Origin of the sequence: Rhodococcus sp. Leaf247 (genome assembly GCF_001426185.1) — a bacterium.
Taxonomy (GTDB): Bacteria; Actinomycetota; Actinomycetes; order Mycobacteriales; family Mycobacteriaceae; genus Rhodococcoides.
Map to the genome: position 1 here is coordinate 444,446 of NZ_LMRP01000001.1, position 13,522 is coordinate 457,967.

At 68.1% G+C, this 13,522-nt stretch carries 16 protein-coding genes; 5 read left to right on the forward strand and 11 right to left on the reverse strand.

Going from position 1 to position 13,522, the window contains the following annotated elements:
* The first annotated feature begins 23 nt into the window (after positions 1-23).
* From ASG64_RS02005 to ASG64_RS02015, 3 genes are all read left to right on the forward strand, one after another.
* Positions 24-1,100 (forward strand): lytic transglycosylase domain-containing protein, encoded by a 1,077-nt coding sequence (locus ASG64_RS02005; protein WP_056069523.1) that lies wholly within the window; start codon positions 24-26, stop codon positions 1,098-1,100.
* Positions 1,101-1,249: 149 nt separating this feature from the next.
* Complete coding sequence (locus tag ASG64_RS02010) at positions 1,250-2,089, forward strand: lytic transglycosylase domain-containing protein (RefSeq protein ID WP_056069526.1); 840 nt, start codon at positions 1,250-1,252, stop codon at positions 2,087-2,089.
* Between the two features lie 24 nt (positions 2,090-2,113).
* On the forward strand, positions 2,114-3,250 hold the full coding sequence (locus ASG64_RS02015) for an Mrp/NBP35 family ATP-binding protein (protein WP_042574708.1): 1,137 nt from the start codon (positions 2,114-2,116) through the stop codon (positions 3,248-3,250).
* A 4-nt stretch (positions 3,251-3,254) separates the two neighbouring features.
* Here ASG64_RS02015 and tatB read toward each other — a convergent pair whose 3' ends face one another.
* The 4 genes from tatB to sigE all read right to left on the reverse strand — a co-directional run bounded on the left by tatB (position 3,255) and on the right by sigE (position 6,261).
* Positions 3,255-3,656, reverse strand: a complete 402-nt coding sequence (gene tatB / locus ASG64_RS02020) for a Sec-independent protein translocase protein TatB (RefSeq protein WP_042574709.1) — start codon at positions 3,654-3,656, stop codon at positions 3,255-3,257.
* Positions 3,657-3,665: 9 nt separating this feature from the next.
* Positions 3,666-5,144 (reverse strand): S1C family serine protease, encoded by a 1,479-nt coding sequence (locus ASG64_RS02025; protein WP_056069530.1) that lies wholly within the window; start codon positions 5,142-5,144, stop codon positions 3,666-3,668.
* Between the two features lie 9 nt (positions 5,145-5,153).
* Positions 5,154-5,498: a zf-HC2 domain-containing protein gene (locus ASG64_RS02030; RefSeq protein WP_056072483.1), complete on the reverse strand. Its 345-nt coding sequence runs from the start codon at positions 5,496-5,498 to the stop codon at positions 5,154-5,156.
* A gap of 136 nt (positions 5,499-5,634) precedes the next feature.
* Positions 5,635-6,261 carry an RNA polymerase sigma factor SigE gene (sigE, locus tag ASG64_RS02035; protein ID WP_042574711.1) on the reverse strand — a complete coding sequence of 209 codons (627 nt, stop codon included), beginning with the start codon at positions 6,259-6,261 and terminating at the stop codon, positions 5,635-5,637.
* 210 nt (positions 6,262-6,471) lie between these two features.
* Here sigE and ASG64_RS02040 point away from each other — a divergent pair, with 210 nt between their 5' ends.
* Positions 6,472-7,089, forward strand: coding sequence for an O-methyltransferase (locus ASG64_RS02040; protein WP_042574738.1), 618 nt, complete (start codon positions 6,472-6,474; stop codon positions 7,087-7,089).
* Position 7,090: 1 nt separating this feature from the next.
* Here the strand turns inward: ASG64_RS02040 and glgC are convergent, their stop codons facing one another.
* Positions 7,091-8,305, reverse strand: a complete 1,215-nt coding sequence (gene glgC / locus ASG64_RS02045) for a glucose-1-phosphate adenylyltransferase (RefSeq protein ID WP_042574712.1) — start codon at positions 8,303-8,305, stop codon at positions 7,091-7,093.
* 77 nt (positions 8,306-8,382) lie between these two features.
* On the opposite strand from glgC, the gene glgA reads away from it, so the two are divergent.
* Positions 8,383-9,567 (forward strand): glycogen synthase, encoded by a 1,185-nt coding sequence (glgA, locus tag ASG64_RS02050; protein WP_042574713.1) that lies wholly within the window; start codon positions 8,383-8,385, stop codon positions 9,565-9,567.
* Here glgA and ASG64_RS02055 read toward each other — a convergent pair.
* The 6 genes from ASG64_RS02055 to folP form a co-directional block, all read right to left on the reverse strand.
* On the reverse strand, positions 9,528-10,379 hold the full coding sequence (locus ASG64_RS02055) for a methyltransferase domain-containing protein (protein ID WP_056069533.1): 852 nt from the start codon (positions 10,377-10,379) through the stop codon (positions 9,528-9,530). The two genes, glgA and ASG64_RS02055, sit on opposite strands and share 40 nt — an antisense overlap.
* Before the next feature lie 82 nt (positions 10,380-10,461).
* Positions 10,462-10,629, reverse strand: coding sequence for a DUF3117 domain-containing protein (locus ASG64_RS21080; protein WP_003406247.1), 168 nt, complete (start codon positions 10,627-10,629; stop codon positions 10,462-10,464).
* A 157-nt stretch (positions 10,630-10,786) separates the two neighbouring features.
* Entirely contained in the window at positions 10,787-11,353 is a 567-nt protein-coding gene (locus tag ASG64_RS02060; RefSeq protein WP_042574715.1) for a DNA-3-methyladenine glycosylase I, read from the reverse strand.
* 2 nt (positions 11,354-11,355) lie between these two features.
* Positions 11,356-11,697 (reverse strand): DivIVA domain-containing protein, encoded by a 342-nt coding sequence (locus ASG64_RS02065; RefSeq protein WP_042574716.1) that lies wholly within the window; start codon positions 11,695-11,697, stop codon positions 11,356-11,358.
* A 19-nt stretch (positions 11,698-11,716) separates the two neighbouring features.
* The gene (locus ASG64_RS02070; RefSeq protein ID WP_056069537.1) at positions 11,717-12,679 is read right to left on the reverse strand and encodes a glucosyl-3-phosphoglycerate synthase; all 963 of its coding nucleotides are present in this window, start codon (positions 12,677-12,679) and stop codon (positions 11,717-11,719) included.
* Positions 12,676-13,488: a dihydropteroate synthase gene (gene folP, locus ASG64_RS02075; protein WP_082518290.1), complete on the reverse strand. Its 813-nt coding sequence runs from the start codon at positions 13,486-13,488 to the stop codon at positions 12,676-12,678. The genes ASG64_RS02070 and folP overlap by 4 nt, the downstream gene beginning before the upstream one ends.
* Positions 13,489-13,522: the final 34 nt, after the last annotated feature.

Consider the following 13,522-nt stretch of genomic DNA (forward strand, 5'->3'; position numbering starts at 1 on the left):
AGTTGTCGTGGGGGTTTGTCCATATGCGCGTCGGTGGAATCGTCGGAGCATCCATCCTGGTTCTGAGCGCGGTGACGGTGGCCGCGGGATCGGCCACCCCGAGTTCCGCACACGCTCCTGTCGCGATGACGGCATCGGAGAGTGTGCGCACAGTTCCCTCGCGGGACACGTCCGTCGGGCTCGTCGAGCCGGCAGACCGAACTCCCGTGGTCTTCCGTTCGCCCAGACCGTCCGCCGTGCCTGCCGGAGCCCCGGCGGCACCCGCGGCGCCGCTGGCGTCGATCCTGGTCGGTGCACTCGGGATTCCCGAGCTGGTGCTGCAGGCCTACCGGTCCGCCGAGACACAGATGGCGACGACGACACCGGGATGTCACCTGCCGTGGCATCTGTTGGCCGCGATCGGCCGTATCGAGTCCGGTCATGCCGGCGGCGGACGTACCGATGCCGGCGGCACCACGATCACGTCGGTGCTCGGACCGGTTCTCGACGGTCGGTCCGCCGCGGACGCCGTCATCACCGACACGGACGGTGGCGCGCTGGACGGCGATCCGGGCCACGATCGAGCCGTCGGGCCGATGCAGTTCATCCCGGCGACCTGGGCCGGCTACGCCTCGGACGGGAACGGCGACGGCAAGAGCGATCCGAACAACGTCTTCGACGCGGCACTGGGGGCCGGCAAGTACCTGTGCTCCGGTGGCCTCGACATGACGAATCCGGCGCAGGCTACCACCGCCGTCATGCGCTACAACAATTCGGCGGCCTACACGGCCAACGTGCTGGCGTGGTCGGCCGCGTACTCCGGCGGCGGCACCCCCGTCGTCGGCCGTATCGGCGAGGCTGCGCCTTCTCCGGCCGATGCTCTCGCCGTGGCTGCGGCGGCCTCGACCACCGCGTCCGTCACGGATCCGAGCACGACGGCGGCACCGACGACGGAAGCCCTTCCCGCGGCGCCGTTGACGCCCGTGGAGCAGCCACCGGCCTTCGGCATCCCCGGGTTGCCTCCGCTGCCGGTGATCGAGCTGCCGACCATTCCCTGCCTGCTGTGCCCGCCGGCGCCGCCGGCCCCTCCCGAGCAAACAACACCCGTCACCACTCCGTGACGGAGGTCTCGCTCATCACGGTGAGGTAACGGAACGGCAACGGATCAGGTACCCTCGCTCCCGGCAAGCAAATGTCGGAGAGTCCCGAATCGGGACGGAGAAGTCGTCGCGGATCACAAGTCTCGCGAGGGCGAGGAGGTTGTGCATCCGTGGGTCGGCACCGCAAGAGATCGTCTTCCACAGTGCGACGGAACACGGTCATCGCGTTGACCGGCCTGATTCCGGCAGGGGCCATCACGGTCGCCAGCGGATACGGGGCCAGCGCCGACATCCCGTTCCTGCAGACCCGTGCCGCCGCGAACGAGTCCGTCCTCGAACCCTCGGTCGTCGCGCCGGCCGTGGCCGTGGCACCCGCCCCCGCTCCGACCCCCGAGCCCGCGCCCGCCTCGCCTCCCCCTCCCGCAGCGCCCGCCCTGCCGGAAAGCCTCGCCGCCGGCCCCCTCGGAGTGCCCGGAATCAACGTCGCCGCGTACCGGAGCGCCGAGCAGTTGCTCGCACAGAGCACCCCCGGGTGCTCGATGAACTGGGCGCTGCTCGCCGGCATCGGTCGCGTCGAGTCCACCCACGCCAACGACGGAGCAGCTGGAGCCGACGGCACCCTCTTCGAACCCATCCTCGGTCCCGTTCTGGACGGATCGTTGGCCGGTAACAACGTGATCATGGACACCGACGGCGGCGAGCTCGACGGCAATGCCACCTACGACCGCGCGGTCGGGCCGATGCAGTTCCTCCCGGAAACCTGGAAGCACTACGCGACCGACGGCAACGGCGACGGCAAGGCCGACCCCCAGAATCTCTTCGACAGCGCCGCGACCACCGGAAAGTACCTCTGCGACGGAGGCCTGAACATGGCCGACCCGCTGCAGGCGACGCGCGCCATCCTCCGCTACAACAACTCGATGGCCTACGTCGCGAACGTCGTCGCGTGGTCCGTGGCGTACTCCACCGGCATCGCCCCCGCCGAAGCGGACCTGCCCCGAATTCACTGAGCCGGTAACGCCTACCATCGGGGCATGCCCGTAGCCACCGAATCGGACGTTCGTAGCGCACTCGCGCGCGTGAACGACCCCGAGATTCGCAAGCCCATCACCGAACTCGGCATGGTCAAGAGCGTCGCTCTGAGCGAGGACGGGTCCGTCGACATCGGAATCTTCCTCACCACCGCCGGGTGCCCCATGAAGACCGAGATCTCCGACCGCGTCACCAAGGCCGTCGCCGACGTCGCGGGAGTCGGCGCCATCCGGGTCGAACTCGACGTCATGAACGACGAGCAGCGAACGGAACTCCGCAAGTCGTTGCGCGGGGACTCTGCCGAACCCGTCATTCCGTTCGCCCAGCCCGGATCGCTGACGCGCGTCTACGCCGTCGCCTCGGGCAAGGGTGGCGTCGGGAAGTCGAGTGTCACGGTCAACCTCGCAGCGGCCATGGCGGCCAAGGGCCTGTCGGTCGGTGTCCTCGACGCCGACATCTACGGGCACTCCGTCCCCCGCATGCTCGGCACCGATGCGCGGCCCACGCAGGTGGAGCGGATGATCATGCCGCCCGTCGCGCACGACGTGAAGATGATCTCGATCGCCCAGTTCACCCAGGGCAACACTCCCGTCGTCTGGCGTGGACCCATGCTGCACCGTGCGCTGCAGCAGTTCCTGGCCGACGTGTTCTGGGGCGACCTGGACATCCTGCTGCTCGATCTGCCGCCCGGCACCGGCGACGTCGCCATCTCGGTCGCCCAGCTGATTCCCGGCGCGGAGATCCTGGTCGTGACCACCCCGCAGCAGGCGGCGGCCGAGGTGGCGGAACGTGCCGGCGCCATCGCGCTGCAGACCCGTCAGCGGGTCGTGGGCGTCGTGGAGAACATGTCCTGGCTCGAACTTCCGGACGGCACTCGCATGGACGTGTTCGGCACCGGCGGCGGACAGGCCGTCGCGGAGCGCCTCACCGTCGCCGTGGGCGCGAAAGTGCCACTGCTGGGCCAGATTCCCCTGGACACCGCGGTGCGCGAAGGCGGCGACTCCGGTATCCCCATCGTGCTGAGCGCACCGGAGACACCGGCGGCGAAAGCGATGATCGAGGTGGCCGAGAAACTGTCCGTGCGCAGCCGCGGACTGGCCGGAATGAGCCTGGGCATCGACACCACCCGGCACCTCTGACGAGTTAGGTCGCGTCCGGATCGATCGGCGGCCGCTCCCCGGTGGGGAGCGGTGCGCCGGGCGACTTGCTCATGTTCGGCGTGGAACCGCCGGCCGGAGTTTGCGGCTTCTCGTCGAACTTGCCGGTGAAGATCGAATCGTCGCCGTCGAGAAGGTGCTTGGTGATCACCGCGCGCGGGCTCATGCCGCGCAGCTGGTTCAGATCGGCGAGCGGCTTGCGCAGGTCGTCGAAGTCCGTGCCCAGCTCGTCCTTGAGTTGCTGACTCGCGCCGCTGGCGTAGTCACGGACCTGACGCAGCGATTTCGTCGTCCACGTGATGGCGCCGGGAAGTCGTTCCGGGCCCAGGACGACGAGTGCGACGACGAGCAGCACCATCATCTCGCCCCAGCCGATGTTCGAGAACACCCCTACAGCCTACGCATCCGAGACCGGGGTGACGGACACGTCCACCGTGCGTCCCGACCGGACCAGCTGAACCTGTACTGCTTGTCCGATCTGCTGTTCCTGCACGGCGACCGTGAGCTCGTCGGCGCCGCTGACCGTGCGGTCTCCGACGCGGACGATCACGTCGCCCTCGGCGATCCCGGCCTGCTGCGCCGGACCACCGGCGGTCACGTTGGCCACCTCGGCACCGGTCAGCGCGTCGTTGACCACCGAGCGGACACTGACTCCGATGTCCGGGTGGGTCATGGTTCCGGTGCGGATCAGCGACTGCGCGACCGCGGTGACGTCGTCGATAGGGATGGCGAAACCGAGCCCGACCGATCCCCCGCTCTCGCTGCGGATGGCCGAGTTGATGCCGATGACGCGACCTTCCGCATCGATCAGCGGACCACCCGAGTTGCCCGGGTTGATGGCGGCGTCGGTCTGCACGGCATCGATCACCGCGTCGGTATCCGTGCCCTCTCCCGACAGACGGACGGGACGATCGAGTGCACTGACGATGCCACGCGTGACCGTCTTGCTCAGGCCGAGCGGCGATCCGACGGCGACGACGTCGTCGCCCACCGCGACGTCCGAGGACTTACCGAGCTGCGCCACCGTCAGATCCGCGACATCCGTCTTGAGTACGGCGAGGTCGGTCTTGGTGTCGCGCCCGACGATCTGCGCGGGCACCTTGGTGCCGTCGGAGAACGTGACGTTCAGTGTCGCACCGGGATTGGTAGCCGCCATCGAGATGACGTGGTTGTTGGTGACGATGTAGCCGCTGCCGTCGATGACCACTCCGGAGCCCGTGCCGGCATTGCCGCCGAACGTCTCCTGGACCGAGACGACCGAGGGGAGAACCGCCTCGGCGACGCGCGCCACCTGGCCCTGCGGCAACTCGCCCCCGCCCTGCTCGAGGGTGACGCGGGAACTGGTGAGCGAGCCTCCGAGATCGGCGGCGATGCTGCCGACGACGCCGCCCAGCAGACCGATGACCAGAGCCACCCCGGCCAGCGACGCCAGCGCGCCCGTGGAGACTCGGCGTCCGAACAGCACCTCGCGCGCGCCGATCCTGGTGCCGGGTGCGAGAGGAGCAGGCTCCGGTTCGTCCACGGCGGGCGACACCGACATCACGCGGGACGACGGGATGCGCCACGGATTCTCGGGGGCCGATTCCGAGGCAGGCTCGGGCGCCTCCGGTTCACGCACCAGCGACTCGGCGACACCGGGGGGCCGACCGAAAGCCTCGGTCAGCACGGGGTCGGGCGCACCGACACGAATGGACGGGGTTTCGCGGCGACGAGTCCGGTCGTCGCCGAAGGAGTCACGGATACCGTGCGGCCGACCGAACGCACGGACGACGTGCGAGTCGATGGTCGGACGGTAGAGCGGACGAGGAGGGAGTCGCGGTGTGTCCGCGTCGTCCTTGCTGTCGCCGGTGGGGCGGTACTCGTCGGCTGGAGTCACCTGTGCACGCTACCGCCGACGGAAGCGCGAGCCGACGACCGACCCCAGGCCGTGGCGGAGACCGGAACCGAAGGACGGCTCGGGACGCGTCGTGTCGTGCGGGGTGCACTGCGGAATCTGGCTCAGCAGGCCGAGAAGGGACGACGGCATCGACATCTGGGGCGAGGCCTGCAGAGCGATTCGCGCCTGCTGCTGGGCGTCGACCTCGGCGGCGCACGCCGGGCACTCGGAGACGTGGTGCGCGGCCCGCAGATACGGATTCATGCGGAGTTCGCCGTCGACGTAGGCGGCGATCGCCTCGCTCGCGAGGTGATCGGTGGGGCTGAACTTTCGCGGTTCGCGTGCCCGTGTCATTCCTACCTCCACTTCACGCACGTCCGGATGTGGTCACGTACTCGAACACTAACGACCTCGAACACTAACGACGGACACCGCGCGGAAGTTCCCGGCAGAAGACCGACGTCACCGTCACGACGGTACTACTGCGGCGTCACTCCGACGGGGTGAGCGATGCCCGCATCTCACGGCTCGTGGCGAGATGGTCGCGGAGAGCCTGGCGACCTCGGTGGATGCGGCTCCGGACGGTTCCGAGCTTGACGCCCAGGGTCGCGCCGATCTCCTCGTAGGACAGACCCTCGATGTCGCACAGCACGATCGCGGCGCGGAACTCGGGTGCCAGCGAGTCGAGAGCGGCCTGCAGGTCGGGGTCGAGACGCGCGTCGTGATAGATCTGCTCCGGGTCGGGTGTGTCCGACGGGACGCGGTCGTAGTCCTCGGGCAGCGCCTCCATGCGGATGCGGTTCCGACGGCGGACCATGTCGAGGAAAAGGTTGGTGGTGATGCGGTGCAGCCAACCCTCGAACGTTCCCGGCTGATAGTTCTGCAGGGACCGGAACACCCGGATGAACGTGTCCTGGGTCAGGTCCTCGGCGTCCTGCGCGTTGCCGGACAGGCGGTAGGCCAACCGGTACACCCGGTCGCCGTGCTCGCGTACGAGTTCGTCCCAGGACGGCATGGAGGTGGCATCGCCGGTGGCATCGAAGACAGCAGTTCCGGACAGCTCTTCGGTCTCGACCGGTGTCGTCAGGTCGGCGTGTTCGCGCGGGTCGGTCATCATGTCTATCGGTGAACTCCTGTTCGGTCCGAGTTGTTCCGGTACCCGTTCTGCACGCGACCGAAGCTGTGGCGAACTCTCGTGAGGTCAACTCTCTCGCGGACATGTGTGCGACCCGTGTGAAGAGGCTGAGTGTCGGCTGAGAGTTCACAGGCCGACACGTGAGTGGTCACGACGCGTTAGGGTTTTCGCGTGACTGTCGACGCCGCGAAGATGCTGCACTACGCCGAGGAATCCGTCGTCGAGGACGAGGTCCTGCTGGCCGCCCGTGAGAGGGCCGTCGATCTGGGCGCCGCCCCCGTCCCCGCCTCGGTCGGCGCGGTGCTCAGCATGGTGGCCCAGTTGTCCGGTGCGCGAACCGTCGTGGAGGTCGGCACGGGCGCCGGCGTCAGCGGGCTGTGGCTGCTGGACGGCATGCGGTCGGACGGTGTTCTCACCACCATCGACACGGAGCCCGAGCATCAACGCGCCGCGAAGGAAGCGTTCCGATCCGGCGGTATCGCCGCGTCCCGCACCCGGTTGATCAACGGCCGCGCACTGGACGTCCTCCCCCGCCTCGCGGATGCGTCCTACGACCTGGTGTTCATCGACGCCACCCCACGTGACCACGTCGGGTTCGTCGCCGAGGGTGTGCGGATGCTGCGCCCCGGCGGGGCCTTGATCCTGCACAACGCGCTGCTCGGTGGGCGGGTGGCCGACGCGTCGTCACGCGACGAGGCGACGGTGGCGGTTCGTGCCGCGGCACGTGCCATCGCGGAGAACGACAGCCTCACGGCCGTCGTGTTCCCGCTCGGCGACGGATTGCTGTGCGCCTCGCGCGTGCCGGAGTGACCTAGATCCAGACACCCTTGCCGACGGCGACGACGCCGTTGGCGCTGACGTTGAACCGCTCCGCATCGCGGTCGCGATCGACGCCGATGATCTCGCCGTCGCCGACGACGACGTTCTTGTCCAGGATGGCGTTGCGCACGACGGCGTTCTTCCCGATGCGCACGCCCGGCATGATGACGCTTCCCTCGACCGTCGCGCCCGCGTCGATGATGACCGACGAGCTCAGCACCGAGTTGCGCACGGTCGCACCGGACAGGATGGATCCCGCGCCGACGATGGATTCCTGCGCCAGGCCGCCCTGGACGAACTTGGCGGGCGGGAGGTTGTCCGCGGATCCGCGGATCGGCCAGCGCTTGTTGTAGAGGTTGAAGATCGGGTGCACGGACACCAGGTCCATGTGGGCGTCGTAGAACGCGTCGAGTGTTCCGACGTCGCGCCAGTAACCCTTGTCCCGCTCGGTGGCGCCGGGAACGACGTTGTCCTTGAAGTCGTAGACCGACGCCATCCCTGCCGCGACGAGAGCGGGAATGATGTTGCCGCCCATGTCGTGATCGGAGTCGGTGTCCTCGGCGTCGGCGCGGATGGCGTCCACGAGCACCTTGGTGGTGAACACGTAGTTGCCCATCGACGCGAACGTCATGGTCGGGTCGTCGGGGGTACCCGGCGGGTCCTTCGGCTTCTCGAGGAACTCGGTGATGTTGCCCGACGCGTCGCTGTCGATGCAGCCGAAAGCCGTTGCCTCACTGCGAGGTACACGGATGCCCGCGACGGTCACGCCCGCACCCGAGTCGATGTGCTGCTGCACCATCTGCTCGGGGTCCATGCGGTAGACGTGATCGGCGCCGAACACGACGATGTACTCGGGGTCCTCGTCGGTGATGAGATTCATCGACTGGAAGATGGCGTCCGCGCTACCCGTGTACCAGCGCGGTCCGAGACGCTGCTGGGCCGGGACCGGAGTGATGTACTCACCCGCGAAGCCCGAGAGTCGCCACGTCTGAGAGATGTGGCGGTCCAACGAGTGCGACTTGTACTGAGTCAGAACACAGAGTCGCAGATACCCCGCGTTCACCAGGTTGCTGAGCACGAAGTCGATGAGGCGGTAGGCGCCACCGAAAGGGACGGCGGGTTTCGCTCGATCAGCGGTCATCGGATACAGGCGTTTGCCCTCGCCGCCGGCGAGCACGATCCCGAGTACATGCGGCTGGGTCCTCACAACAGTCAACCTATCCGGTTGTGACGAGCAATCGCTACGTATAGGCCGAATGCACCCCGACGCGTTACGTTCGTCTCATGCGAGTGGCGATGATGACGAAGGAATATCCACCTGAGATCTACGGCGGCGCCGGCGTCCACGTGACGCAGTTGGTCGAGCGACTCCGCGCCCTGTGCGAGGTCGACGTGCACTGCATCGGCGCACCGCGCGACACGGCAACCGTGCACTCCCCCGACCCCGAACTGGCCGACGCCAATCCGGCGCTCACGACGCTGTCGACCGGCCTACGGATGGCGAATGCTGCCGGCGACGCCGACATCGCGCACTCCCACACCTGGTACACCGGACTGGCCGGTCATCTCGCAGCCGAGCTCTACGGCATCCCCCACGTCCTCACCGCGCATTCCCTCGAGCCTCGTCGGCCGTGGAAGGCGGAACAGTTGGGCGGCGGATACCGCGTCTCGTCGTGGTCCGAGCGCAACGCGATGGAGAACGCCGACGCCGTCATCGCCGTCAGTGACGGGATGAAGGCCGATGTCCTGGACTGCTACCCGGGTATCGACCCGGCGCGGGTTCACGTCGTCCGCAACGGAATCGATACCGACGTCTGGCATGCGGGTGGCGCAGCCGACGGCGAGCCGTCCGCCCTCGACGCCGTCGGTGTGCGGTCGGATGCCCCCATCGTCGCCTTCGTCGGCCGCATCACCCGGCAGAAGGGCGTGGGGCACCTCGTCGCTGCCGCGCACGCATTCGACCCGTCGATCCAGTTGGTGCTGTGTGCCGGCGCTCCCGACACCCCCGAGATCGCCGCCGAGACCGAGCAGGCAGTCGACGCGCTGATCGAGAGCCGCGGCAACGTGTTCTGGGTCCGCGAGATGCTTCCCACCGAGCAGATCCGTCAGATCCTCTCGGCAGCAACGGTCTTCGTGTGTCCGTCCGTGTACGAGCCGCTGGGCATCGTCAATCTCGAGGCGATGGCGTGCGAGACGGCCGTCGTCGCGTCCGACGTCGGAGGCATCCCCGAGGTGGTCGTCGACGGCGCCACCGGAACGCTGGTGCACTACGACGCCGCGGACACGGCCGCCTTCGAGGCCGACCTGGCTGCCGCGGTGAATGCTCTCGTCGCCGACGGATCGCGGGCTGCGCAGTACGGAGTCGCCGGGCGTGAACGCGCGGTCGCGGAGTTCTCCTGGGAGTCCATCGCCCAGCAGACGATGGAGGTCTACTCGGCTGCCGTCGACGTCGCGGCAGCGCGGGCGTAGACCCCGACGGTCACCGACACGGTGACCTCGCGGGGAGTCGGCATCGCCTCGACACGTGTTCGCAGATCGTCGGCGGACACGTGCCGGGCGGAGGGGCCCATTCCCACCACGGCCGCGACCTCGTCGTGGCCCAGGGAGATCGGGTACCTGACCGCGGTGCGCTGCTCCCGCTCGAACCGTCCGGCGAGGGTGTCGCCGAGTCGTCGTGTCTTGTTCTCGTCGACCCGGACGAGACCGAGATCGTCCACCAACTCCACGAGGTGACGATCGGTCGGCGTGAGCACGACCAGGCGCCCCCCGGGAGTGAGCACGCGGTGGATCTCGGCAGCGTTGCGGGGGGAGAACACCGACAGAACGACGTCGACACTCTCCGTTCGGACCGGTACGTGGTTCCAGACGTCGGCGACGACCGAGGTGATGCGGGGGTGTGCGCGTGCTGCACGCCGTGCGGCCGCCTTGGACACGTCGAGTCCGATGCCCACCGAGGTCGCTCCGGCACGATCGAGGGCGCGGGCAAGGTAGTGGCCCGTCCCGGCGCCGATGTCGAGCACCGTCCGAGTGTCGACGCACGCGTCGGCCACAGCGTCCATCAGGCGGTCGTAGTACCCGCCGTCGAGGAACTGCTCGCGAGCGGCCACCATCTCGGTCGAGTCACCGACGATCTTCCCTCCCGAGCCGGACAGCAGGCTCACGTAACCCTGCCGCGCCACGTCGAAGGTGTGCCCGCGATCGCACAGCACCTGCGTACCGTCCGACTCGAGGTCCGCTCCGCAGTGCGGACACATCAGGAGAGCAACCGCGTCGTCGTTCATCCGATGCCCTCCTTGCCTCGCGCGGTAGGAAAAAGGAACGACCCCACCGGTCGGTGGGGCCGTTCGCAGGGAGTGCCGGTGTTCAGCTGGTGACGCCCTTGAGCTCGTCGCCCAGGGCTGCCGCCTCGTCGGGAGTCAGTTCGACGACCAAGCGTCCTCCGCCTTCGAGTGGAACCCTCATGACGATTCCTCGTCCCTCTTTGGTCGCCTCGAGCGGACCGTCCCCGGTCCGGGGCTTCATGGCCGCCATTCTCTGCTCCCTCCAGATCTGCGCTGACCTGCATTGCGCGCTGCATCAATTCGGTCGCGCCTCGGCGGGGTCCGACGAGGCTCGTGAACTTATTGTTCCCTATCCTCCGGATCCGCGGGTAACGGACACCCTCGAACAGCGGTGGAGCGGGTGTGTACTAGCGCGCCGGAACCCAGCAGTCGGCGACATGGTCGTCGACCATTCCGGTCGCCTGCATCAGTGCGTAGGCGGTCGTCGGTCCGACGAACGACAGCCCGGCCTTCTTCAGAGTCCGAGCGAGCGCGGTCGATTCCGCCGTGACCGCCGGGACATCCGTCAGCGTCGACGGCCGCGGTCGTGCCGGTGGCGCGAAGGACCAGAGCACCGCGTCCAGATCGATGTCCTGATCCACGACGGCCCGCGCATTGCGCACTGTCGCAGTAATTTTCGCTCGGTTGCGCACGATCGCACTGTCGGACATCAGACGCTCGACGTCGTCCTCGCCGAACTGTGCGACCAGCGCGGGATCGAACCCGCGGAAGGCGGCCCGGAACGCTTCCCGCTTACGCAGAATGGTGATCCACGACAGGCCGGACTGGAACGCTTCCAGGGTGATCCGCTCGAAGAGCGCGGAGCGTCCGTGGACGGGAACACCCCACTCGTCGTCGTGATACGCCGCATAGAGCGGGTCCAGCGACGGGTCCCCCGCCCACGCGCAGCGGATGCGGCCGTCGGAGCCCGGCATCGTCACCGAGGTGGCTCCTCGGTGACCTCCGCCGGTTCCGCACCCGAGTCGACGGGCGCCGCCGGTTCCTGCTCCTTCAGGCGCAACCGCAGACTGTCCAACTCGACAGCCAGACGATCGAGCGCCCAATCGACCTCACGGGCGTCGTAACCGCGCAGCGTGATCGAGAACCGCAGAGCCCGCACGTCTCGTCCCGCGATACCGCGTGCGGGCAGAGCAGTTGCCGTGGTGCCTTCGGGCAGCGGTTCCATCTCTTCTCCACGCCCGAAGACGACGGACGCGAGAAGGAACAGAGCCACCGCCACGACGGCGATCACGACGACGTACAGCAGGATCGTCACCATGAGGCGATCCTGCCACGCCTCAACCCCTCGTCTTGTCCACCCAGGTCTTGTCCACCCACGGCCGTACGGTTCGCATCGGCGGCCGGTCGGCGAGCGAGACATCGGTGACCGAGGGAACGAACGTCTCCCCGTCCAGAACGAACTGCGTCAGACCGGCGCCCGAATCCGGGATTCCTGCCCTGGCGAGCATCGTCCCGACGATCTGGCGACTCATCGCGCCCAGTTCGACGAGCGGACGATTGCGGTGGCGGCGGACTCCGAGGTTCACCTGACCGATGGCGTCCATCCCGAGACGGTCGTAGGTGTCCATCAGCAGGCCGATCTCGACTCCGTAGCCCGGCGCGAACGGCACCGAGGACAGGAGTTCCCGAGTACCCGCGTATTCGCCGCCCAGAGGCTGGATGACGCGACCCAGCTCGGGTCGCAACGCGGCCAGCAGCGGTCGGGCGACGAGTTCGGTGACCCGGCCTCCGCCGTGAGCCTCCGCCGATCCTGCCAACGGCCGTCGGTAATAGCCCTTGACCAGGTGGATACCGTCCGTCGTGAGAAGCGGGCCCAGGAGCTTGGGGACGAACTGGGGATCCGGATCGATGAGGTCCGAGTCCACGAAGGCGATCAGGTCGCCCGTCGTGGCGGCGATCGCACGCCAGAGCACCTCGCCCTTCCCCGGCGCGGGTGCGAATTCCGGAACGGCCTCCTCGCGCGAGACGACGGTGGCGCCTGCCGCCGTCGCCCGGATCGCTGTCCGGTCGGTGGAGCCGGAGTCGAGGACGACCAACTCGTCGACGATGCGTCCGAGCAACGGACTGATCGTGTCGATGACGCCGGCGACGGTCTCTTCCTCGTTGAGCGCGGGGAGGACGACGGACACGGTGCGGTCGCCCTTCGCGGCCTCGAGTTCCTCGAGGGTCCAGGACGGGCTGTCCCAACTGTTCATGCGGTCCCAGTCGGTCGCCGGGGTGATCATGCCTGCCAGTGTCATGCCAAACCTCGCACTGTTCGCGCGGGTGCCCTGGTGCCGGCTATCGCTGCCACCATGTCGACGACCCGTCTCGTTGCTGCCACCTCGTGCACTCGGAACATCCGAGCGCCCTGTGATGCCGTCAAAGCTGTCGCGGCCAACGTTCCCTCCAAGCGTTCGGCAAGTCCTACACCCAGAGTCTCCCCGATGAAGTCCTTGTTGCTCAGCGCCATCAGCACAGGCCATCCGGTGTTTACAAGACTGTCGATCCGACGCAACAGTTCGAGCCCGTGATAGCTGTTCTTGCCGAAATCATGGGTCGGATCGACGATGATTCCGTCGAGTCGGACGCCCGCCGCACGCGCATTCTCGGCGGAACGGGTCACCTCGGACACCACGTCGGCCACCACGTCGGCATAGCGGACGCGGTGCGGGCGAGTGCGCGGAACGGCGCCGCCGGTGTGTGAGCAGACGATGCCGGCACCCACCTCGGCGGCGACGTGGACCAGCTCGGGATCCGCACCGGCCCAGGTGTCGTTGATCAGATTCGCGCCCTCGGCGCAGGCGAGACGCGCGACGTCGGCTCGCCAGGTGTCGACGCTGATGACCAGATCCGGGTACGCGGCGCGGATCGCGGCGACGAACGGCACCACCCGCCGCGTCTCTTCCTCGGCGTCCACGGTGGCGCCGGGTCCGGCCTTGACTCCCCCGATATCCACGAGGTCGGCGCCCTCGTCCACCGCGCGGCGTACGGCGTCCATGGCCGCGTCGTCGCCGAACGTGGCGCCCTGGTCGTAGAAGCTGTCGGGTGTGCGGTTCACGATGGCCATGACGAGTGCCCGGTCCGTAGCCACCGGCTTGCCG